At 59.4% G+C, this 21,268-nt stretch carries 20 protein-coding genes and 1 pseudogene; 14 read left to right on the top strand and 7 right to left on the bottom strand.

Features of this window, described 5'->3' with window-relative positions; all coding sequences use genetic code 11:
* Positions 1 to 24 precede the first annotated feature (24 nt).
* Complete coding sequence (locus ACYZT5_RS16880) at positions 25 to 1,266, top strand: glutamine synthetase family protein (protein ID WP_462052262.1); 1,242 nt, start codon at positions 25 to 27, stop codon at positions 1,264 to 1,266.
* A 70-nt stretch (positions 1,267 to 1,336) separates the two neighbouring features.
* Positions 1,337 to 2,707 carry an MFS transporter gene (locus tag ACYZT5_RS16875; protein ID WP_462052067.1) on the top strand — a complete coding sequence of 457 codons (1,371 nt, stop codon included), beginning with the start codon at positions 1,337 to 1,339 and terminating at the stop codon, positions 2,705 to 2,707.
* Positions 2,708 to 2,772: 65 nt separating this feature from the next.
* Here ACYZT5_RS16875 and ACYZT5_RS16870 read toward each other — a convergent pair whose 3' ends face one another.
* The 4 genes from ACYZT5_RS16870 to flgA all read right to left on the bottom strand — a co-directional run bounded on the left by ACYZT5_RS16870 (position 2,773) and on the right by flgA (position 5,386).
* On the bottom strand, positions 2,773 to 3,519 hold the full coding sequence (locus tag ACYZT5_RS16870) for a flagellar brake protein (protein ID WP_462052066.1): 747 nt from the start codon (positions 3,517 to 3,519) through the stop codon (positions 2,773 to 2,775).
* Between the two features lie 92 nt (positions 3,520 to 3,611).
* Positions 3,612 to 4,079: a flagella synthesis protein FlgN gene (locus ACYZT5_RS16865; protein WP_462052065.1), complete on the bottom strand. Its 468-nt coding sequence runs from the start codon at positions 4,077 to 4,079 to the stop codon at positions 3,612 to 3,614.
* Between the two features lie 48 nt (positions 4,080 to 4,127).
* Positions 4,128 to 4,454, bottom strand: a complete 327-nt coding sequence (flgM, locus tag ACYZT5_RS16860; protein WP_438661086.1) for a flagellar biosynthesis anti-sigma factor FlgM — start codon at positions 4,452 to 4,454, stop codon at positions 4,128 to 4,130.
* 170 nt (positions 4,455 to 4,624) lie between these two features.
* Positions 4,625 to 5,386, bottom strand: a complete 762-nt coding sequence (gene flgA / locus ACYZT5_RS16855; RefSeq protein WP_462052064.1) for a flagellar basal body P-ring formation chaperone FlgA — start codon at positions 5,384 to 5,386, stop codon at positions 4,625 to 4,627.
* Between the two features lie 82 nt (positions 5,387 to 5,468).
* Between flgA and ACYZT5_RS16850 the strand changes: the two genes are divergently transcribed.
* From ACYZT5_RS16850 to flgE, 6 genes are all read left to right on the top strand, one after another.
* Positions 5,469 to 6,401, top strand: a complete 933-nt coding sequence (locus ACYZT5_RS16850; RefSeq protein WP_008147956.1) for a chemotaxis protein CheV — start codon at positions 5,469 to 5,471, stop codon at positions 6,399 to 6,401.
* Positions 6,402 to 6,447: 46 nt separating this feature from the next.
* The gene (gene cheR, locus ACYZT5_RS16845) at positions 6,448 to 7,275 is read left to right on the top strand and encodes a protein-glutamate O-methyltransferase CheR (RefSeq protein ID WP_008147958.1); all 828 of its coding nucleotides are present in this window, start codon (positions 6,448 to 6,450) and stop codon (positions 7,273 to 7,275) included.
* 358 nt (positions 7,276 to 7,633) lie between these two features.
* On the top strand, positions 7,634 to 8,041 hold the full coding sequence (gene flgB, locus ACYZT5_RS16840) for a flagellar basal body rod protein FlgB (RefSeq protein WP_462052063.1): 408 nt from the start codon (positions 7,634 to 7,636) through the stop codon (positions 8,039 to 8,041).
* A gap of 3 nt (positions 8,042 to 8,044) precedes the next feature.
* The gene (gene flgC, locus ACYZT5_RS16835) at positions 8,045 to 8,488 is read left to right on the top strand and encodes a flagellar basal body rod protein FlgC (RefSeq protein WP_007937507.1); all 444 of its coding nucleotides are present in this window, start codon (positions 8,045 to 8,047) and stop codon (positions 8,486 to 8,488) included.
* A gap of 15 nt (positions 8,489 to 8,503) precedes the next feature.
* The gene (gene flgD, locus ACYZT5_RS16830; protein WP_462052062.1) at positions 8,504 to 9,226 is read left to right on the top strand and encodes a flagellar hook assembly protein FlgD; all 723 of its coding nucleotides are present in this window, start codon (positions 8,504 to 8,506) and stop codon (positions 9,224 to 9,226) included.
* A gap of 31 nt (positions 9,227 to 9,257) precedes the next feature.
* Entirely contained in the window at positions 9,258 to 10,595 is a 1,338-nt protein-coding gene (gene flgE, locus ACYZT5_RS16825) for a flagellar hook protein FlgE (protein WP_462052061.1), read from the top strand.
* Between the two features lie 312 nt (positions 10,596 to 10,907).
* Here flgE and ACYZT5_RS16820 read toward each other — a convergent pair whose 3' ends face one another.
* Positions 10,908 to 13,802 carry a ribonucleoside-diphosphate reductase subunit alpha gene (locus tag ACYZT5_RS16820; RefSeq protein WP_462052060.1) on the bottom strand — a complete coding sequence of 965 codons (2,895 nt, stop codon included), beginning with the start codon at positions 13,800 to 13,802 and terminating at the stop codon, positions 10,908 to 10,910.
* 195 nt (positions 13,803 to 13,997) lie between these two features.
* Here ACYZT5_RS16820 and ACYZT5_RS16815 point away from each other — a divergent pair, with 195 nt between their 5' ends.
* From ACYZT5_RS16815 to ACYZT5_RS16805, 3 genes are all read left to right on the top strand, one after another.
* Entirely contained in the window at positions 13,998 to 14,132 is a 135-nt protein-coding gene (locus tag ACYZT5_RS16815) for a hypothetical protein (protein WP_462052059.1), read from the top strand.
* A 399-nt stretch (positions 14,133 to 14,531) separates the two neighbouring features.
* Complete coding sequence (locus ACYZT5_RS16810; protein WP_462052058.1) at positions 14,532 to 15,245, top strand: response regulator; 714 nt, start codon at positions 14,532 to 14,534, stop codon at positions 15,243 to 15,245.
* Positions 15,242 to 16,852 (top strand): ATP-binding protein, encoded by a 1,611-nt coding sequence (locus ACYZT5_RS16805; protein WP_462052057.1) that lies wholly within the window; start codon positions 15,242 to 15,244, stop codon positions 16,850 to 16,852. The genes ACYZT5_RS16810 and ACYZT5_RS16805 overlap by 4 nt, the downstream gene beginning before the upstream one ends.
* A gap of 128 nt (positions 16,853 to 16,980) precedes the next feature.
* On the opposite strand, the gene ACYZT5_RS16800 is transcribed toward ACYZT5_RS16805, so the two are convergent.
* Positions 16,981 to 17,706: a 4'-phosphopantetheinyl transferase family protein gene (locus tag ACYZT5_RS16800; protein ID WP_462052056.1), complete on the bottom strand. Its 726-nt coding sequence runs from the start codon at positions 17,704 to 17,706 to the stop codon at positions 16,981 to 16,983.
* Positions 17,707 to 17,857: 151 nt separating this feature from the next.
* Positions 17,858 to 18,649 (bottom strand): dienelactone hydrolase family protein, encoded by a 792-nt coding sequence (locus ACYZT5_RS16795; protein WP_462052055.1) that lies wholly within the window; start codon positions 18,647 to 18,649, stop codon positions 17,858 to 17,860.
* A gap of 146 nt (positions 18,650 to 18,795) precedes the next feature.
* On the opposite strand from ACYZT5_RS16795, the pseudogene ACYZT5_RS16790 reads away from it, so the two are divergent.
* The 3 genes and pseudogenes from ACYZT5_RS16790 to ACYZT5_RS16780 all read left to right on the top strand — a co-directional run.
* A pseudogene (locus ACYZT5_RS16790) lies at positions 18,796 to 19,101 on the top strand (hypothetical protein); the annotation flags it as partial.
* 76 nt (positions 19,102 to 19,177) lie between these two features.
* Positions 19,178 to 19,855: a response regulator gene (locus tag ACYZT5_RS16785; protein WP_008029360.1), complete on the top strand. Its 678-nt coding sequence runs from the start codon at positions 19,178 to 19,180 to the stop codon at positions 19,853 to 19,855.
* The gene (locus ACYZT5_RS16780) at positions 19,852 to 21,198 is read left to right on the top strand and encodes an ATP-binding protein (protein WP_462052054.1); all 1,347 of its coding nucleotides are present in this window, start codon (positions 19,852 to 19,854) and stop codon (positions 21,196 to 21,198) included. Before ACYZT5_RS16785 ends, ACYZT5_RS16780 begins: the two co-directional genes overlap by 4 nt.
* Positions 21,199 to 21,268: the final 70 nt, after the last annotated feature.

The raw sequence follows: 21,268 nt of genomic DNA, 5'->3' as shown, positions 1-21,268 counted from the left end.
AATGGCGTACCGCGCGGCAAGGTAATGACTTCCGAAGGCTTTCTCGAAGGGCGGCGTTTGCAGTTGGCACGGGGGGTGCTGCTGCAGTGCATCATGGGCGGATATCCGCCAGCGCGCTTTTATGGAAGCGATGATGGCGACCTGGCGCTGGTGCCCGATCCCGCACAGATCCATCGCTTGCCCTGGAGCAAACAGCCGCGAGCTTTCGCCATTTGCGATGCGGATGAGCTGACCGGCGAAAGCTCGTCTCTGTCGACCCGTGGTCAACTCAAGGCCGTGATCGCGCGTTACGCGGCCCTCGGCCTGGCGCCGGTCGTGGCGACCGAGCTGGAATTCTTTGTCTTCGCGCCCAACACCGACCCGACTCAACCGTTCCAGCCGCCGCTGGGCCTGGACGGTCGTCGCGAGGACGGTCTTTCGGCGTTCAGTGTGAGTTCCAATAACGGCTTGCGGCCGTTCTTCAGTGAAGTCTACGCCTGCATGGCGGCGTTGAACTTGCCGCGCGATACCTTCATGCACGAGATGGGCGTCAGCCAGTTTGAGATCAACCTGCTGCACGGCGACCCGCTGCTGTTGGCCGACCAGACCTTCCTGTTCAAACATCTGCTTAAAGAAGTCGCACTCAAGCATGGCCTGATCGTGGTCTGCATGGCCAAGCCGCTGGCGCACACGCCGGGCAGTTCGATGCATATTCACCAGAGCATCGTCGAGATCGGCAGCGGGCGTAACGTGTTCAGTGACAAGGCCGGTGAGCCGACCGCGACCTTCCGTCATTTCATCGCCGGTCAGCAGGCCGGCATGGCGGATTTCACCGCGTTGTTCGCGCCGAACGTGAACTCCTATCAGCGCTTGTGTCATCCCTACGCATCGCCGAATAATGCCTGCTGGTCCCACGACAACCGTGCGGCCGGATTGCGTATTCCGGCCAGCTCCCCAGCCGCTCGTCGGGTCGAGAACCGCTTGCCGGGGGCCGATGCAAATCCCTATCTGGCGATCGCCGCCAGTCTTGCCGCAGGGTTGTATGGCATTGAACACAAACTGGAGCCGAGCGAGGCGATCCAGGGCGAATTTGAAGTGCCGGATAATCTTTCGTTGCCGTGTACCTTGCATGCCGCTATTGAACGTCTGAAACGTAGCCAATTGGCGAAGGAACTGTTCGGCAAGGAGTTCATCGAAGGCTACGTCGCTTCGAAAACCCTGGAGTTGGCCAGCTTTTTTGATGAAATTACTCCCTGGGAGCGCCGTGTCCTGGCCGCTCAGGCCTGACGTTCCATCGTCTTCGGGCTATCTTTTCGGGTAGCCCGATTCTCACTGCAAGGAGCCGCTCGGAACGCCGATGCGCCAAATCTGGAAACCTTTTCGAGCGCTTTATTTTGCCTCGCTGATGATGTTGATCGGCTCCGGCTTGCTGAGTACTTACCTGGGCTTGCGCCTGGCGGCCGATCATGTCGACAGCCTGTGGGTCGGTGCGTTGATGGCGGCCAACTATTTCGGCCTGGTGCTGGGTGGCAAGATTGGCCATCGGCTGATCGCCCGGGTCGGGCATATTCGAGCCTATTCGGCTTGCGCCGGGATTGTCGGCGCGGCGGTGCTGGGCCATGGCCTGGTGGACTGGTTGCCCGCTTGGCTGTTTTTGCGGGTCATTGTCGGCCTCGGCATGATGTGCCAGTACATGGTCATCGAAAGCTGGCTCAATGAGCAGGCGGAAGCCAAGCAACGTGGCATTGTGTTCAGCGGCTACATGATCGCCTCATACCTGGGGCTGGTGCTGGGTCAATTGATTCTGGTCATGCACCCGGCGCTGGGCCTTGAACTGTTGATGTTGGTCGCCCTGTGCTTTGCCCTGTGCCTGGTGCCGGTGGCCCTGACCCAGCGGATTCACCCGGCACCGTTGCACCCGGCACCGATGGAGCCGCGTTTCTTTATCAAACGCGTGCCGCAATCGTTGAGTACGGTGCTGGGGGCGGGGTTGATCGTCGGCTCGTTCTACGGTCTGGCGCCGCTGTACGCCTCGCAGCAAGGCTTGTCCACGGAGCAGGTCGGTCTGTTCATGGGTAGCTGCATTTTCGCCGGTCTGGTGGTGCAGTGGCCGCTGGGTTGGCTGTCCGATCGTTATGACCGGGCACTGTTGATCCGCTGTTTTGCATTTAGTCTGGCGCTGGCTGCATTGCCACTGGCGATCATCAAGCAAGTGCCGCTGGAGGTGCTGTTCATCGCCGGTTTCCTCTGCTCGTTAGTTCAGTTCTGCCTGTATCCGTTGGCGGTGGCGTTTTCCAACGACCACGTCGAGGGTGATCGTCGGGTGTCCCTGACGGCGATGCTGTTGGTGACCTACGGTGTCGGCGCCAGTATCGGACCGCTGGTGGCCGGGGTGCTGATGAAGCTGTTCGGCAGCCACATGCTCTATGCCTTCTTCAGCTTCTTCGCGTTGGTGCTGGTGTGGCGGATTCGCCCGAAAGCGGTAACCAACCTGCATCAGGTGGACGATGCGCCGCTGCATCACGTCGCCATGCCGGACAGCATGTCGAGTTCGCCGTTGGTGGCTTGCCTTGACCCGCGTGTCGATGAACAGGTGGTGCAGGACCAGATGCAGAACCCGATCAACCCTGAGCCGGACCCGGAACCCGAATCAGAACCCGAAACCGATCCGCCGCCCGAAGACCCTGATGCACCTCGCGAGCAAAGTTTTACCGAGGCCAGGCCTTAAATTTAAGGCATAAAAAAACGGGCAGTCACCGCAAGGGACTGCCCGTTTTCTATTGAAGCGTCGTATTACATGTCGTCTTTGTCGAAGCGTCGTGCTTCGCGCTGAAGCTGATAGACGAACCGCTCGACCTGGCGCTGCACCAGCCCGCTCATGTTGTGAAAGCGTACGCCGGCGAAGGTGGTGGAGATCTTCTCTTCGAAGTGCAGGTAACGCAACTCGACCGGTGCCGTCATGTTGCCAAAGGGCAGGGCGGCGATGAAGCGGTCGTAGACCTGGCCCAGTTGCAGGCTGCCCGTGATGTCGCCTTCAAAGCGCAACTTGCAGCCGGTGGCCGAGATGTCCAGGAGCTTGCCACTGATCGGCGACTTGAGTTTTTCACCCCCTAGATCGACGTTGACCAGTTGTGCCAGCTTCAATGCAGCACGGAATGCATTGCGGCGCTGATGGTAAACCACCTCGGAAGGCAGGGGGCCACGGTAGCAGCGAGCACCACCGGATTCGTCGATGGTCAACGGGCCGTTGCTTTCCCAGGCAATACGCACGCCGTCATGAAAGCCTTCAACCTTGAAGGGTTCGCCGGCCAGCAGAAAACGTTCACCGTCGCGGGGAATCATTTCGTCCAGGGCAATCATGTTTTTGTCGCGATCAAGGTCCACCAGATAACTCTGGAAGCGCTGGCTGCGCTCATGGAACGTGATGATCAGCGGATCATGGCTGTCTTGCAGCTGACGCAGGTTGCCGGAGATCTCCAGGGGCGTGGTGAGCACCTTGGGTGGCTGCGGAGCATCTTCCGCGCTTAAGGCATTGAACACGGTTCATCAATCTCCAGACAAAATATGACTACGGCTGGCTATCAGTTTGCCAGCATGTTTCGCGTCTTGATAGTGCGTGTTTTTCGGCAGGCTCAAGCCTGACTGAGCGCGCGCGGCTTCGCAAGCATGGAGGTTGATCCGCGTGCATCATAGAGCGCTGGCGGCTCGCCGCCGTTGAGGATTTTCAGCTGATTGGCCGTCGCGGCCTGTTGCACCAGAATCGACTGGCCATTCTTGATGTTGGCCGCCTGGCACTGTGCCAGAAGATCGGTCAGCACATCGCTCTGCTCCAGTAACTGAACGCCAATGCTCGAATGGCTGGCGAGTTGCTCCAGGCCGTTGCGGTTGGTCGGCAGATTGAGGCTGGCGAGGATTTCACTGCGCTTGCGGCCATGCTGATCGAGCAGAATGATCAATGCCTGTTTCTGCGCCAGAATTTCTTCCAGCAGTGGCATGTCACGACCGTGCAAGGCGAGGGACTCGGTTTGCAGTAACTCCAGCAAATGCTGTGCTGGAGCGAAATCGTCAGTGATCAGTTGCAGTAAATTAGAGTCGTGCATGGCTGGCCTTGGGTTTTAAGCGTCCAAAAGCCTGGCGCGGGCCTTGGCCTAGCGCTGGGCTTCGAAGTTGAGCAGTTTGCTGGCTACACGGTTGCTGTCGACTTTGTAGCTGCCATCGGCAATCGCTGCTTTCAACTCGGCCACACGGGCGTTGTCGACGGCAGGCTGATCGCGCAGCTTGTCAGTGACCTTCTGCAACTGTTGAGCCTCATTGCTGAGATGTACCGATTCCCCGCTTTTGGCGGTACTGGCCTGCTCGGCCGGCGTATTCAGCGGCGCGGATTTGCCGGCTTCGGCGGTTTCCTTCGCGGTGCTGGTACGTGTACTGCCGGTAAGTGACGAGGAACTGTTCAAACGGCTGAAATCGATGACCATGATAAAAAAACCTCTGGGTATTTGGACGCTTGCCATGTTTTCGGCCCTACCCGGGAAAACTTTAGGCCCATTTATCAATGAGCTTGCGCGCGTCAGCGCTTGCCCTGCCTGGGGCACAGTTTAGGTAACAGTCGGGCGGCGCGCCACATCTTCGCCACGAACAGAGATCCCTACATGGCCACTTCCACCTGACCCGGCGCGATAACTTGCGCCTTGATGACCCGCTGGGAGTTGAGGTTTTTCACCCGAATCTGTTCGCGCAAGCCGCCGTTGGACAGCGCTTCACCCGGCATGCGCACGCTGAGCGTACCACTGCGGGCGGTAATCACCACCTGGTCGCCCTTGCTGATGACTTCTGCCTGTTCCATGTGCACCAGGGTCATGACCTGATCGGCGACCATTGGTCGGGTAAGTTTCTGCCCGATCGCCTGGTCGACAGACGTCAGGTAACCCTGGTTGATCAGGCTGATGTCACGCTCGCGCAAGGTCACATCTTCGGGCTCGACGATACCGGCGCGTCGCAGCGGGCGGGTGGTGGTCACAATGTCGCGAAACAGGTGTACTTGAGCGGGTACGAAGACAGTCCAGGGGGACGCGCCCTCGCAGCGAACCTTGACCGTAACGCGACCCAGTGGTTTGGTCGGGCTCTCCAGGGACGCTGTCAATTCCTTGTCGCACATGGGCATGCGCAGTCGCGGATCGAGCTGGCTGACCTGAATTTCGTAGCGGCCTTCCGTTTGGCTGGTCGCCAGATAGTCTTCTACGGTGAATTCAAGAAAGCCCTGGGTGACGCCGATAAGCATGTCAGGCAAGGTAACCGCGTCAGCAAGGGCAGGGCAGCCAGCGTTGAACAGGCAGACGGCCGACATCGCGCAAAGCAATTTGCGGGCGTTTGATGTCAGGCGTCGGAAAAATGTCGGTTTTGTGTTCATAAAAGTTAAAAAGCAAGCGCCGTGCCGTTTAGTGATGAATGTGCGTCGCAACACACTTAAGCGTTGGTGTAGGAGTCTGTGCATGGCTGGTGTAATGGATGCAGTAAACCAGCGCACGCAACTGGTAGGGCAGAATCGCCTTGAGCTGTTGTTGTTCCGTCTTGACGGTCAGCAGCTGTATGGGATCAACGTGTTCAAGGTTCGGGAGGTGCTGCAATGCCCCAAACTGACGCTGATGCCAAAATCCAGTCCTGTCGTGTGCGGTGTGGCAAATATTCGGGGGGCGACCATTCCGATTCTTGATCTGGCGATGGCGACCGGCTCCGGTGCGCTGAAAGATCAAAGCAATCCCTTTGTGATCATCACGGAGTACAACACCAAGACCCAGGGTTTCCTGGTGCGGTCAGTGGAGCGCATCGTCAACATGAATTGGGAGGAGATTCATCCGCCACCCAAGGGCACGGGACGCGATCATTACCTGACGGCTGTGACTCGGGTCGACAATCAGTTAGTCGAAATCATCGACGTCGAGAAAGTGCTGGCAGAAGTGGCGCCGACACCGGAAGCGATTTCCGTCGGCGTGGTGGATGTCGAAACCCAGCACAAGGCGCTGTCCTTGCGAGTACTGACGGTCGATGACTCGTCGGTGGCGCGCAAGCAGGTGACCCGTTGCCTGCAGACGGTCGGTGTCGAAGTGGTGGCGTTGAACGACGGTCGGCAAGCGCTGGATTACCTGCGCAAGCTAGTCGACGAGGGCAAGAAGCCGGAAGAAGAGTTCCTGATGATGATTTCCGACATCGAGATGCCGGAGATGGACGGGTACACCCTCACGGCCGAGATCCGCAATGACCCTCGCATGCAAAAGCTTCATATCATCCTGCATACTTCGTTGTCGGGTGTATTCAATCAGGCGATGGTCAAGAAGGTCGGTGCCGATGACTTCCTTGCCAAATTCCGTCCTGATGACCTGGCATCCCGGGTAGTCAACCGGATCAAAGCAGCAGACATCAGCTAGGGGCCTTCTGCCCCTGGCGGTTAACACGATTTAAGAGGCGGCATCTTTGTCTACGGGTAATTTGGATTTCGAACAGTTCCGGGTCTTCCTGGAAAAAGCCTGTGGCATTTTGCTCGGTGAAAACAAGCAATACCTGGTCTCGAGCCGTCTCAACAAACTGATGGAACAGCAGGGCATCAAGTCCCTGGGTGAGCTGGTCCAGCGCATCCAGACCCAGCCGCGCAGCGGTTTGCGCGAGATGGTGGTGGATGCCATGACCACCAACGAAACCCTGTGGTTTCGTGACACCTATCCGTTTGAAGTCTTGAAGAACAAGGTGCTGCCCGCAGCGATCAAGGCCGCCCCTGGCCAGCGTCTGCGGATCTGGTCGGCGGCGTGTTCGTCGGGTCAGGAACCGTATTCGCTGTCGATGTCGATCGATGAGTTCGAGCGCGTGAACATGGGCCAGTTGAAGATGGGCGTGCAAATCGTTGCCACCGACCTGTCCGGCACCATGCTGACCAACTGCAAGACCGGCGAGTACGACAGCCTGGCCATCGGCCGTGGTCTGTCGCCCGAGCGCCTTCAGCGTTACTTCGACCCGAAAGGACCGGGGCGCTGGGCAATCAAGGCACCGATCAAGAGCCGGGTGGAGTTTCGCTCGTTCAACCTGCTGGACAGCTACGCGAGCCTCGGCAAGTTCGACATCGTGTTCTGCCGCAACGTGCTGATCTACTTCTCCGCCGAGGTGAAGAAGGACATCCTGTTGCGCATTCACAGCACGTTGAAGCCTGGCGGTTATCTGTTCCTCGGTGCTTCCGAGGCGCTGAACGGTTTGCCGGATCATTACCAGATGGTCCAGTGCAGCCCGGGGATCATTTACCAGGCGAAGTGATTCGTTGACGGTATAAAAAACGGGAGTCCTCAGGGGCTCCCGTTTTTTTTGTGCCGGATGATTTCTCATCCCGCCGCATTACCTGTAGGAGCGAGGCTTGCCCGCGAAGGCGGTGGGACAGTCAATAATGATGTTGTCTGACACACCGCTTTCGCGGGCAAGCCTCGCTCCTACAATTGCTCGGTGGTGCCGTGGGAAAGCGGCAGAAAAGCGGCAGGCGGCGGAAATCGGTTGCCGCTTTTCTGGCATTGCCGCGTTGCCACTGCCCGCAAAGCCCCGGTTTACGGCCTTTTTTTAATTGGCACGACGCTTGCTATGTCCATGTTACGAAAAATCAGGTCACCCGAAGGTTTCCGACATGAGCATCAGCTTCGATAAAGCGCTCGGTATCCACGAACAAGCCCTGGGCTTGCGCGCTCAGCGTGCCGAAGTCCTGGCCAACAACATCGCCAACGCCGACACCCCGAACTACAAGGCTCGGGATCTGGACTTCTCGAAAGTGCTCGCCGAGCAAAACGAGAAGACCAAGAGCGGCACTTTCGCCTTGAACATGACCAACAGCCGTCATATCGAAGCCGAAGGCCTGGGTAATGGTGACGAGTCGCTGCTGTATCGCACGCCGATGCAACCGTCGATCGACCAGAACACCGTGGACGCCCAGCTCGAACAGTCGAACTACGCGGAAAACGCGGTCGGCTTCCAGGCCAGCTTCACCCTGCTCAACAGCAAATTCAAAGGGCTGGTATCAGCCCTGCGCGGAGAGTAAGCCATGTCTCTATCCAGTGTTTTCAACATTGCCGGTAGCGGCATGAGTGCCCAGACCACTCGCTTGAACACCGTCGCCAGTAACATCGCCAACGCCGAGACCGTCTCGTCGAGCATCGACCAGACCTACCGTGCACGGCACCCGGTATTCGCCACCATGTTCCAGGGCGGCCAGAGCGGCGGCAGCGATTCGCTGTTCCAGAACCAGGACGCGGCCGGTCAAGGCGTGCAAGTGCTGGGCGTGGTCGAAGACCAGAGCAACCTTGAGGCGCGCTACGAGCCGAACCATCCTGCGGCCGACGCCAAGGGCTACGTCTACTACCCGAACGTCAACGTGGTGGAAGAAATGGCTGACATGATTTCCGCGAGCCGTTCGTTCCAGACCAACGCCGAAATGATGAACACCGCCAAGACCATGATGCAGAAGGTCCTGACCCTCGGTCAGTGATAAGGGGCGACTCAGATGAGTGTTACCGATACCACCAGTGGTTTGAGCCTCAACGACATCCTGGCCAACTCCTCGATCAAGACCACCACCACGACTGACGGCCTGGCATCTGCCACCAACAGCGCCACGGGCAGCAAATCCCTGGGCAAGGACGCGTTCCTGCAGTTGCTGGTGACGCAACTGAAAAACCAGAACCCGCTGGAACCGCAGGACAACGGCGCGTTCGTCGCCCAGTTGGCGCAGTTCAGTAGTCTGGAAGGTATTACCACGCTCAACGACACCGTGAGCGGCCTGGCCAGCAACTACAACTCGTCCCAGGCACTCCAGGCCTCGTCGCTGGTGGGGCGTTCGGTTATCGCGCCGGGCAGCAAAGCGGTGGTCGATACCTCCAAGAGCATGAACGGTACGGTTGTGATTCCCGCTTCAGTGGCCGGGGCCACTTTGAAGATCACCGACGCGGACGGCAAAACCGTTCGCACCATCGACATGGGCGCTCAGTCAGCCGGCGATGCCAGCTTCATCTGGGATGGCAAGAACGATGCGGGCGAAACGGCTGCGTCGGGCACTTACACCTTCTCGGCGTCGAGCACCATCGATGGTCAGGCCGTAGCGCTGATCACCAACCTGCCAGCGACCGTCAACAGCGTGACCATCAGCCAGACCGGCGGTGAGTTGATGTTGAACCTGGCCGGGCTGGGCAGCATCGCCCTGTCCAAAGTACAAACCATTGGTATGTAGAGCCGACTAACACGGCATAAAGGAGTGGAATATGTCTTTCAATATCGGCCTTAGCGGTCTCTATGCAGCCAACAAACAACTGGACGTGACGGGCAACAACATCGCCAACGTCGCGACCACCGGTTTCAAATCGTCCCGTGCAGAATTCGAAGACGTTTACTCGGCGACCAAGCTGGGTTCGGGCGGCAAGACCACCGGTAACGGTGTGCGTCTGGCCAACGTTTCCCAACAGTTCACCCAGGGCGACATCAACAATACTGGTAACGTGCTGGACATGGGCATCAACGGCTCCGGCTTCTTCGTACTGAACAACAGCGGCTCGCTGTCCTACACCCGTGCCGGTACGTTCAAGGTCGACAAGGACGGTTACGTCACCAACACCGACGGCACTTCGCGTCTGCAGGGCTACGGCGTGGATGCCAATGGCAAGATCCTCAATGGCGTGTTGACTGACCTGCGCATCGACACGTCCAACCTGGCGCCGAAATCCACCAGCACCGTTTCGTCGACGATCAACCTGAACTCGACGGCTGACGTGATCGACCAGACTGTTGCCGCCAACACGTTCGATCCGACCAAGCCGGCCACCTTCACCAAACAGTTCAGCACCCCGATTTTCGACACTCAGGGCAACCAGCACACCATGGATCAATACATGGTCAAGACTGGGGCCAACACGTGGGATACCTACACCCTGATCGATGGTCGCAACCCGGATGGCAGTGACCCTGCTGTTGCTGCTACCGCTCCGGTCGCTTCGACCATGACGTTCGACACGTCAGGCAAGTTGCTCCAGGTCAGCACCCCGGTTGTTCCGGCGACTGTTCCGCCAACGGCGACCATCAGCAGCGATCTGACGATCATGAACTGGACTCCGGGCACTGTGACCGCCGGCGTCTGGACAGCCAACGGCGCCGCCGCCAACCCGGCGGGCGTGACCATCTCCATGGCCAACACCACGCAGTTCAACGCCGATACCGCGCGTTCGATTCCTGCGCAGAACGGTTACGCCACTGGCCAGATCACCAACCTGACCATCGACGGTAGCGGAGTGTTGCTGGCTAACTTTAGCAACAACCAGACCAAGGCTATCGGCCAGATCTCGCTCGCCAGCTTCACCAACGAGCAAGGTCTGCAGCCAGTCGGTGGCACCAGCTGGAAAGAAACCTTCGCGTCGGGTATCCCGGGCTACGATGCGCCGGAAACCGGCACGCTGGGTTCGATCGCCTCCAACTCCCTGGAAGAGTCCAACGTCAACCTGACCAATGAACTGGTCGACCTGATCAAGGCGCAAAGCAACTACCAGGCGAACGCCAAGACCATCTCCACCCAAAGCACCATCATGCAAACCATCATTCAGATGACCTGATGCGGGTTCGCGGATAGCGCTGCACAAAGAGCCCCTCGCAAGAGGGGCTTTTTTGTGGGCGGGATTTTTATCAGGAGCTGAGTTTTTGGTTGCCTGTGATGGCCCCTTCGCGGGCAAGTCGGATCGCCGCACCGCTCGCTCCTACAGGATATATGTCGTCCACATGAGCAACGCGATCCTGTAGGCGCGAGGCTTGCCCGCGAAGGCGTCAGACGGGGCAGCACATTTCCATGGGCAAAAAGAAAACCCCCGACCAATCCAGAGGACTGATCGGGGGTTTCGAGTAAGCGCCTTGCAGCGCCCCGGCTCAGCTTATTGGCAAGCTTCGCAATCCGGCTCGTCGATGGCGCAAGCCTTCGGCACTGGAGCAGGACCGGCAGGCGCTGCCAGGACCGAATCTTCACCGTGGTTGCCGCCGCTGGAAACAGCGTTCAGCTTACCGGTGTTGATGGTCGACTTCTCGGTGCTGGTCGCGGCCAGGGCACGGAGGTAGTAAGTGGTTTTCAGACCACGGTACCAGGCCATGCGGTAGGTCACGTCCAGCTTCTTGCCCGATGCGCCAGCGATGTACAGGTTCAGGGACTGAGCCTGGTCGATCCACTTCTGACGACGGCTGGCCGCGTCAACGATCCACTTGGTGTCCACTTCGAAGGCGGTCGCGTAGAGCTCTTTGAGTTCTTGCGGGATGCGCTCGATCTGTTGCACCGAACCGTCGTAGTACTTCAGGTCGTTGATCATGACCGAGTCCCACAGACCGCGAGCCTTCAGGTCGCGAACCAGGTACGGGTTGATCACGGTGAATTCGCCCGACAGGTTCGATTTCACATAGAGGTTCTGGTAGGTCGGTTCGATCGACTGCGATACGCCAGTGATGTTGGCGATGGTCGCGGTCGGTGCGATGGCCATGATGTTGGAGTTACGAATGCCTTTCTGCACACGGGCACGAACCGGTGCCCAGTCCAGGGATTCGTTCAGGTCAACGTCGATGTACTTCTGGCCACGTTGCTCGATCAGGATCTGTTGCGAATCCAGCGGCAGGATGCCTTTGGACCACAGCGAACCCTGGAACGTCTCGTAGGCGCCGCGCTCGTCGGCCAGGTCGCAGGAAGCCTGGATCGCGTAGTAGCTGACCGCTTCCATCGACTTGTCGGCGAACTCGACGGCAGCATCGGAACCGTATGGAATGTGCTGCAGGTACAACGCGTCCTGGAAGCCCATGATGCCCAGACCGACCGGACGGTGCTTGAAGTTGGAGTTCTTCGCTTGTGGCACCGAGTAGTAGTTGATGTCGATAACGTTATCGAGCATGCGAACGGCGGTGTTCACGGTGCGTTCCAGCTTGGCGGTGTCGAGCTTGCCGTTGGTGATGTGGTTCGGCAGGTTGATCGAGCCCAGGTTGCAAACGGCGATCTCGTCCTTGTTGGTGTTCAAGGTGATCTCGGTGCACAGGTTCGAGCTGTGGACCACGCCGACGTGCTGCTGCGGGCTGCGCAGGTTGCACGGGTCTTTGAAGGTCAGCCATGGGTGGCCGGTTTCAAACAGCATGGACAGCATTTTGCGCCACAGGTCTTTGGCCTGGATGGTCTTGAACAGCTTGATCTTGCCCGGGTACTCGGACAGGGCTTCGTAGTACTCGTAACGCTCTTCGAAGGCCTTGCCGGTCAGGTCGTGCAGATCCGGCACTTCGGACGGCGAGAACAGGGTCCACTTGCCGTCATCGAAGACGCGCTTCATGAACAGGTCAGGGATCCAGTTGGCGGTGTTCATGTCGTGGGTACGACGACGATCATCACCGGTGTTCTTACGGAGTTCGATGAACTCTTCGATGTCCATGTGCCAGGTTTCCAGGTAGGCACACACAGCGCCTTTGCGCTTGCCACCCTGGTTAACGGCAACGGCGGTGTCGTTCACCACTTTCAGGAACGGAACAACGCCCTGGGATTTGCCGTTGGTGCCCTTGATGTACGAACCGAGTGCACGAACCGGCGTCCAGTCGTTGCCCAGGCCGCCCGCAAATTTCGACAACATGGCGTTGTCGTGGATCGCGTGGTAAATGCCCGACAGGTCATCCGGCACGGTGGTCAGGTAGCAGCTCGACAGCTGTGGACGCAGGGTGCCCGCGTTGAACAGGGTCGGGGTCGACGACATGTAGTCAAAGGACGACAACAGGTTGTAGAACTCGATGGCGCGGTCTTCTTTCTGCTTCTCTTCGATCGCCAGGCCCATGGCCACGCGCATGAAGAAGATTTGCGGCAGTTCGAAGCGGATACCGTCCTTGTGGATGAAGTAACGGTCGTACAGGGTTTGCAGACCCAGGTACGTGAACTGCTGATCGCGCTCGTGGTTGATGGCCTTGCCGAGTTTTTCCAGGTCGAAGGTAGCGAGGACCGGGTTCAGCAATTCGAATTCGATACCCTTGGCAATGTAGGCAGGCAGGGCCTTGGCGTACAGGTCGACCATCTCGTGGTGAGTGGCGCTTTCGGCGACTTCCAGGAAGCTCAGGCCTTCGGCACGCAGGGTGTCCATCAGCAGGCGAGCGGTCACGAACGAGTAGTTCGGCTCACGCTCGACCAGGGTACGGGCGGTCATCACCAAAGCGGTGTTGACGTCGGTCAGGGCCACGCCGTCGTACAGGTTTTTCAGGGTTTCGCGCTGGATCAGGTCGCCGTCGACTTCTGCAAGGCCTTCGCACGCTTCGGTGACGATGGTGTTCAGGCGGCCCATGTCCAGAGGCGCAAAGGAGCCGTCGGCGCGGGTGATGCGGATCGACGGGTGAGCGTTGACTGCTTCTTCGGCCGGTGCGTGGGCGGCGCGTTCTTTCGAGCGACCGTCACGGTAGATCACGTAGTCGCGGGCAACTTTCTGCTCGCCGGCACGCATCAGGGCCAGTTCGACCTGGTCCTGGATTTCTTCGATGTGGATCGTGCCGCCCGATGGCATGCGACGTTTGAAGGTCGCGGTGACTTGTTCGGTCAGACGGGCAACGGTGTCGTGGATTCGCGACGAAGCGGCAGCGGTGCCGCCCTCAACTGCGAGAAACGCTTTGGTGATGGCGACGGTAATCTTGTCATCGGTGTAAGGAACGACAGTGCCGTTACGCTTGATCACGCGCAGCTGGCCAGGCGCGGTGGCGGACAGATCCGAAGTCGAATCAGCGGCCTGCGGCAAGGTACCCTGCGGGTTCTCGCGAGTTGTGTCGGTTTGCATGGGTGTCTCCACATTCTCTATGTTTGTTTGGGCACCATCACGGTGCCCACCGTTCTGTCCTGAAGCACTACAACCGACGGGCGTCGGGCATAACAACTTCGGGACAGTAGGAAAAGGCTAATGATGCCGCTTCCTTGCCGAAGTCATTGGTCGCGAGCGTGGGCTCGAAACCGGATTCCATTCAGGGTGACAGTAATGACTGCAACACCCGTACCGTTCTGGCTGTTCTGGCCTTTAAAAACGGTGCCATCCGCAGGTGCGGTTTGGGCTTGTAAAATCACGCTTGGTTCAACCATAAACAGCAATAAAGCGCTTGAGTTTCTGGTCTGAAATGTGGTTGGGCTTTTTAAGCCAAAACCCTACATGTAGGGTTTTTTTGGCGCCGTGCTACAAGATAATGCGTTTTGGAGGGTGTTGCAACGTACTGCCTGTGGATAAACCTGTGCGTAAATTGTGTGTGAAAGAGGGAACAGGCGTGTAGGCCGCGACCTAGCGGGAGCGGACCGTTTTTCACTGATTTTCAGCGATTGAAAACAGTCATTCGGATTTTTAAGGGCGCGAACCCTATCACAAAAATCCGGGTTGTCCGAACGCATTTACCGGCTTGTGTTCTCGGCGAGCGACGTTTATACAATCGGCCAATGCAGATGCATTCTTATCCTCCCCCATCATTACAAAAAAGACGGGTGGATCCTTCCTTATTAGCGTTGTTGGCAAGCAGAGGTCACCGTGGAGCAAGAAGCCTGGCAGGTATTGATTGTGGAGGACGACCAGCGTCTGGCCGAACTGACCCGCGATTACCTGGAAGCCAATGGCCTGCGCGTGTCGATCGAGGGCAATGGCGCCCTGGCGGCGGCCCGCATCATCAAGGAGCAGCCGGACCTGGTGATCCTCGACCTTATGTTGCCGGGCGAAGATGGCCTGAGCATCTGCCGCAAGGTCCGCGACAAGTATGACGGCCCGATCCTGATGCTCACCGCCCGCACCGACGACACCGATCAAATTCTTGGCCTGGACCTGGGCGCCGACGACTACGTGTGCAAACCGGTTCGCCCACGTCTGCTGCTGGCGCGCATCCAGGCCCTGTTGCGACGCAGTGAAGCCCCTGAAGTGGCGCCGGAAAAACAACGGCGCCTGCAGTTCGGTCCGCTGGTGGTGGACAACGCATTGCGCGAAGCCTGGCTGAATGACAACGGCATCGAACTGACCAGCGCCGAGTTCGATCTGCTCTGGCTGCTGGTGGCCAACGCCGGGCGCATCCTGTCCCGGGAAGAGATTTTCACCGCGCTGCGCGGCATTGGCTATGACGGCCAGGACCGTTCCATCGACGTGCGCATCTCGCGCATCCGCCCCAAAATCGGCGATGACCCGGAGCATCCGCGGCTGATCAAGACCGTCCGCAGTAAAGGTTATCTGTTCGTTCCGGAAGCCTGCACGCTGTGAACTCGATCTTCCTGCGTATTTACGGTGGCATGTGCGCGGCGCTGATTCTGGTGGCGGTACTCGGCGTGCTGGCCTTGCACTTGCTCAACCAGGTGCGCGGCGAGCAGTACCGCGAACGCCTGGCCCACGGCACGTTCTCGCTGATGGCCGACAACCTGAGCCCGATGAACGAGACCGAGCGCCACCGTGCCGTGGTGGTGTGGGAGCGGTTGCTGGGAATTCCTCTGGCGCTGAAGACCTTTGCCCAGACCGACCTCGACCTCACCCAGCGCACCCGAGTGCTGCACGGTCAGGCGCTGGTGGAACAGACCGGCCCGCATGCGGCGAAGGTTTACCGGTTGGTCAGCGACAAGGAACAACTGGTGCTGACGGGGGAAGTCCAGCAGATCAGCGAGCAACTGGCCCGGGCGACTATTTACCTGCTGGCCGATGAACTGGTGCGCTATCCGGTGGGCGAGCAACCCGAGCGCCTGGCGCAGTTGAAGCGTGACAAAGGGTTTGGTTTCGATTTGCGGCTGGTTACGGTCGAACAGGCGGACATGGACGAGGACCAGAGTCGTCGGGTGTCTGAGGGCGACACGGTGATGGCGCTGGGCAAGGGCGGCGACTCGATCCGGGTGTTTGCTGGCATGGTCGGTACACCGTGGGTGCTGGAAATCGGTCCGTTGTATCAGATGAATCCTTATCCGCCGGAGTGGCTGGTGCTGATCGCCGCGCTTGGGTTGAGCCTGATCGGTTTGATCGTCTATTTGTTGGTGCGGCAACTTGAGCGCCGTTTGCGTGGCCTGGAAGCGGCCGCCACACGCATCGCCAAGGGCAGTCTGGAAACCCGCGTACCGGCACGCGGTGCGGACTCGGTGGGACGGCTGGCCTCGGCGTTCAACGGCATGGCCGAGCACTTGCAGCAGTTGCTGGCGATCCAGCGTGAATTGGTGCGCGCCGTGTCTCATGAGCTGCGCACACCCGTGGCACGCCTGCGTTTTGGTCTGGAAATGATCGGCTCGGCCACCACGCCGCAGGCGCTGGAAAAATACTGTGAAGGCATGGACCACGACATCGAAGATCTCGATCGCCTGGTGGATGAGATGCTCACTTACGCACGACTGGAGCAGGGCTCACCGGCGCTGAATTTTCAGCGGATCGATCTGGATGCGTTGGTCAGTCAGGTGATCGAAGAACTGGCGCCGTTACGCGCCGAGGTCACGGTGCAGCGCGGGTTGTGCCTGTCCGCCGCTGACAACGACGACGCGTGGGTCGAGGCCGAGCCGCGCTACCTGCACCGGGCGCTGCAGAACCTGGTGAGCAATGCCATGCGCCACGCTCAATCACGGGTGACCGTCAGCTATCAGGTGGGGCAACAGCGCTGTCGGGTGGATGTCGAGGATGATGGGCCGGGCGTGCCGGAAATGGCCTGGGAGAAGATTTTCACGCCGTTCCTGCGCCTCGATGACAGTCGCACCCGCGCCTCGGGCGGGCATGGGTTGGGGTTGTCCATCGTGCGGCGAATCATCCATTGGCATGATGGCCGGGCGTTGATCAGCAAGAGCAAAAGCCTGGGCGGGGCGTGTTTCAGCCTGAGTTGGCCGAGGCATCAGGAGAAGCGTTGAGATCCTGGTTGTCTGGTCTATCGCCTTCGCGGGCAAGCCTCGCTCCTACAGGTTCCACATTCTGTAGGAGCGAGCGGTGCGGCGATCCGACTTGCCCGCGAAGAGGCCCTTCCAAACACTGAAGATCCTCAGGCCTTGATGCTGACCAGACTCAACAACTGCCCATCCACAACCCCGAACTGCGCATCCAGCTCAGTGCCATTGCGCCACTCGCTGGACAGATCCGTCAGCAACCGCAGTCGCACTTCACCGCTCTCGGTCCACTCCAGCACTTCGGCGTGCTCAAAATAAAAACGCTGCTGAACGATCGGATAAAGCGCCTTGAACAGGCTTTCCTTCACCGAAAACGTCAGGGTCACCAGCATCGCCAACTGATCGCGACGGCCGGCGGTCATGCGTTGCAACTCAGGTGCGGTGAGGATTTCCCCGGACAGGCGTTCGGCCCGTTCAGGGTTGAGCAGGTTTTCCAGGTCCATCCCCAAGCCGCGCCAGTGGGCTTTCTTCGCGACAATCGCCGAGGCCCGGCCGGTGCTGTGGGTAATCGAGCCCGTGATGTGCGTCGGCCACACCGGTGCCCGGTCCTCGCCGATGGCCGGGATAAAGCTCAGCCCTTCCAACTGTTGCAACGCAGCCCGAGCGCACACCCGCCCGGCGAGAAACTCAGCCTGACGCTTGGCGACCGAACGCTGGATGGTGGGCGGCGGCTCGATGGCGCTGCGCTGGAAATCATCGCTGGCCAGTTGCGAGGTATCGAAGTGAGTGCTCAACAACACCGTATCGGCCAGCGCAAACGGCAGCGGCCAATGGGCATCGAGTGGGGTGCAGCAGACGGGTAGGGCGGGGGCGGGATTCATGTCGGGCATTTTGCCGGGTTGCCTTGTTGCTGGGTAGCCCTGACGTTAGACCGCGTTATCGTTCTTCGCGGGCAAGCCTCGCTCCTACGGAGTTGCATCGTCCCTGTAGGAGCGAGGCTTGCCCGCGAACGCCATCACTCGTTTTGTCTGATCAACCAAAAATCTTCTTGAAAAACGCCTGCATGTCCGCCCAGGATTTCTCATCCGCGGCTTTGTTATAGCCAATATCCGGCCCAGCATGATCGCCATGACTCAGACGATCCGCATCAGGGTTACTAAACCCATGTTTGGCGCCCTCAAGGCTGACGAACTGGTAATCGGCGCCCGCTTTGTCCATCTCGGCCTTGAAGGCCGCAACGTTATCCGCCGTTATCATGCTATCCAGAGCGCCATGTTCGACGAGGATTTTTGCTTTCACGCTACCCGGTGTGGCAGGCGTTTTGGTCGCCAATGCCCCGTGGAAACTCACCACGCCCGCCAGCGGCAAGCCCTGACGTGCGGCATTCAGCACCACACCACCACCGAAGCAATAACCGATGGCCGCAAGTTTGTCCGGATTGGTCTGCGGCTGTTTCTTCAACAGATCGAGCCCGGCCTGGAAGCGCGCACTCGCTGCGCCACTGTCTTTCAATGCAACTTGCATAAACGCCATGGCGTCCTTCGGATGCTCAGTGTTCTTGCCGTCGCCATACATGTCGATGGCCAGTGCGCTGTAGCCCAGACCGGCGAGATCACGGGCGCGACGCTTAGTGTACTCGTTGAGCCCCCACCATTCATGCACCACCACAACACCTGGGCGCGGTCCTTTCATGGCATCGTCGTAGGCGTAATAGCCGATCAATTTTGTGCCGTCGGTGCTTTGGTAGGGGATTTCCTGGGTCTTGATGGCGGCTTGGCTGAACCCGCTCAGGGCCATTAATACGAGGGCGAGGAAAATACGCATGGTCGAATCTCCTGCAAGAAAGTGATCACAACAGCCTGGTCGATTTGATTCAGCTCCGGTTCAGAGTGCGTTCAGGGTGAGTTCAGGGCCGGTTGAGTAACCTTGCCCGTACCCAAAAAGCACGTAGCGCATGAGGAAACTCCCTAATGACTGGCTTTAAGAACCTGCTTCTGGCGTTTACCGTCCTGAGCGCGAGTACCGCGGCGCTCGCTTCTGACGACAATTTCGCCAGCCTTACTCTTGGGAAGACCAGCGACAAGGTCAAAAAGTCCCACGCCCTGAACAGCTCGAACATTGACGGCGTGGCTGGCAATGACAGCGCTTGGCGCGTGCGTCTAGGCCAACAAAGCAACGAGGGCAGTTATTACGCCGCTTACGACAACGTGTCGGTCTCGCACAATGGCATTAAACTCCGTCAGGAAGACCTCATGGGCCGCTACGATCTGTCCTACCACAGCCAGTCGCCATGTTAGCCATCGTGAAGCGCCGTTGTGCCACTGGAGATGTTGATTTGCCCGGGAGAGCGTTATGAAACTGCTGGTCGTCGAAGATGAAGCGCTGTTGCGCCATCACCTGCAAACCCGCCTGACGGACAGCGGCCACGTGGTCGAGTCCGTGGCCAATGCCGAGGAGGCGCTGTACCAGACCGAGCAGTTCAACCATGACCTGGCGGTGATCGACCTCGGCCTGCCGGGCATGGGCGGGCTCGACCTGATCCGTCAGCTGCGCTCGCGCGGCAAGACCTTTCCGATCCTGATCCTCACCGCGCGCGGCAACTGGCAGGACAAGGTCGAAGGCCTCGCTGCCGGCGCCGACGATTACGTGGTCAAGCCGTTCCAGTTCGAAGAACTCGACGCGCGCCTGAATGCCTTGCTGCGCCGCTCCAGCGGTTTCACCCAGTCGACCATCGTCGCCGGGCCATTGCTGCTGGACCTCAATCGCAAACAGGCGTCCCTCGATGAACAACCGCTGGCGCTGACCGCGTATGAGTACCGAATCCTCGAGTACCTGATGCGTCATCACCAGCAAGTGGTGGCCAAGGACCGCTTGATGGAACAGCTCTACCCGGACGATGACGAGCGCGATCCGAACGTGATCGAAGTGCTGGTCGGTCGTCTGCGCCGCAAACTTGAAGGCCCGGCCGGCTTCAAACCGATCGATACCGTGCGTGGCCTCGGCTACCTGTTCAATGAGCGCTGCACTTGATTCGTTCCCTTCGTGTCCGCTTGATGCTCGCCGCCACCCTCCTGGCGGTGCTGTTCATGCTGGCGCTGCTGCCAGCCATGCAGGGTGCGTTCAGCCTGGCGTTGCAGGATTCGATCGAGCAACGCCTGGCGTCGGACGTCACCACGTTGATCTCCGCCGCACGAGTGGAAGGCAACCGCTTGCAGATGCCGGCGCAGTTGCCCGATGAGCGCTTCAACCTCACTGACAGCCGTTTGCTCGGTTACATCTATGACCGCGAAGCTCACCTGGTCTGGCGCTCGAAGGGCACCCAGCAAGAAAACATCAATTACAAACCGCGTTATGACGGACGCGGTAACGAGTTCGCGAGGATCACCGAAGCCAACGGCCAGGAATTCTTCGTCTATGACGTCGAGGTCAAACTGCTGGGTGGCAAGAGCGCGGCGTTCAGCATCGTCGCGCTGCAACCGGTGCGCGAATACGAAGACACCCTCGAAGGCCTGCGGGAAAACCTGTATCTGGGCTTCGGCGCAGCGTTGCTGGTGTTGCTCGCGTTGCTGTGGATCGGCCTGACCTGGGGCTTGCAGGCATTGCGCCGGCTCAGTCAGGAACTGGACGAAATCGAAAGCGGCACCCGCGAAAGTCTCAGCGAACAACACCCGCGCGAACTGCTGCGCCTGACCGGCTCCCTCAACCGCTTGCTGCACAGCGAGCGCGAACAACGCAGCCGATATCGCGATTCCCTCGACGACCTGGCCCACAGCCTGAAAACCCCGCTGGCCGTGTTGCAAGGCGTCAGCGAAGACATGGCCCAGCGCCCGGCAGATCGCGATCAGGCCTGGGTGCTGCAAACTCAGATCGAGCGCATGAGCCAGCAGATCAGCTATCAACTGCAACGCGCCAGCCTGCGCAAAAGCGGTCTGGTGCGCCACCAAGTGCGCCTGCGCCCCGTGCTGCAAAGCCTCTGCGACACCCTGGACAAGGTCTACCGCGACAAACGCGTGCGGGTCGCTTTCGATTTGCCGGAGCAGTGTTATGTGCCGATCGAGCAGGGCGCCTTACTGGAAATGATGGGCAACCTGCTGGAAAACGCCTATCGCCTGTGCCTGGGCGAAGTGCGCATCAGCGTGCGTGAAAGCCTGGCTGGGGTTGAACTGTGCATCGAGGACGACGGTCCGGGCGTGCCGCAGGACCAACGTGCGCGGATTCTTGAGCGCGGCGAACGGCTGGATCGTCAGCATCCGGGGCAGGGGATTGGGCTGGCGGTGGTCAAGGACATTATTGAGAGCTACAACGCGAAGCTGATGCTGGGGGATTCGCCGATGGGCGGGGCGGCGTTTCGGATTCATTTTCCGGTGGTGTGACCGCTGCTCCCGATCATTCCCACGCTCCGCGTGGGAATGCCTCCCCGGACGCTCCGCGTCCACTTCGGCA

This window comes from Pseudomonas sp. LB3P14, assembly GCF_054898045.1.
This window is presented reverse-complemented; position numbering and strand designations above follow the sequence as displayed.

Excerpts from the sequence above, each read along its gene's own strand:
- ACYZT5_RS16880 (WP_462052262.1), top strand. The coding sequence starts at position 25 with ATGACTTCCGAAGGCTTTCTCGAAGGGCGGCGTTTGCAGTTGGCACGG.
- ACYZT5_RS16875 (WP_462052067.1), top strand. The coding sequence starts at position 1,337 with ATGCGCCAAATCTGGAAACCTTTTCGAGCGCTTTATTTTGCCTCGCTG.
- ACYZT5_RS16865 (WP_462052065.1), bottom strand. The coding sequence starts at position 4,079 with ATGCACGACTCTAATTTACTGCAACTGATCACTGACGATTTCGCTCCA.
- flgM (WP_438661086.1), bottom strand. The coding sequence starts at position 4,454 with ATGGTCATCGATTTCAGCCGTTTGAACAGTTCCTCGTCACTTACCGGC.
- flgA (WP_462052064.1), bottom strand. The coding sequence starts at position 5,386 with ATGAACACAAAACCGACATTTTTCCGACGCCTGACATCAAACGCCCGC.
- ACYZT5_RS16850 (WP_008147956.1), top strand. The coding sequence starts at position 5,469 with ATGGCTGGTGTAATGGATGCAGTAAACCAGCGCACGCAACTGGTAGGG.
- flgB (WP_462052063.1), top strand. The coding sequence starts at position 7,634 with ATGAGCATCAGCTTCGATAAAGCGCTCGGTATCCACGAACAAGCCCTG.
- flgC (WP_007937507.1), top strand. The coding sequence starts at position 8,045 with ATGTCTCTATCCAGTGTTTTCAACATTGCCGGTAGCGGCATGAGTGCC.
- flgD (WP_462052062.1), top strand. The coding sequence starts at position 8,504 with ATGAGTGTTACCGATACCACCAGTGGTTTGAGCCTCAACGACATCCTG.
- flgE (WP_462052061.1), top strand. The coding sequence starts at position 9,258 with ATGTCTTTCAATATCGGCCTTAGCGGTCTCTATGCAGCCAACAAACAA.
- ACYZT5_RS16820 (WP_462052060.1), bottom strand. The coding sequence starts at position 13,802 with ATGCAAACCGACACAACTCGCGAGAACCCGCAGGGTACCTTGCCGCAG.
- ACYZT5_RS16815 (WP_462052059.1), top strand. The coding sequence starts at position 13,998 with ATGACTGCAACACCCGTACCGTTCTGGCTGTTCTGGCCTTTAAAAACG.
- ACYZT5_RS16800 (WP_462052056.1), bottom strand. The coding sequence starts at position 17,706 with ATGAATCCCGCCCCCGCCCTACCCGTCTGCTGCACCCCACTCGATGCC.
- ACYZT5_RS16795 (WP_462052055.1), bottom strand. The coding sequence starts at position 18,649 with ATGCGTATTTTCCTCGCCCTCGTATTAATGGCCCTGAGCGGGTTCAGC.
- ACYZT5_RS16785 (WP_008029360.1), top strand. The coding sequence starts at position 19,178 with ATGAAACTGCTGGTCGTCGAAGATGAAGCGCTGTTGCGCCATCACCTG.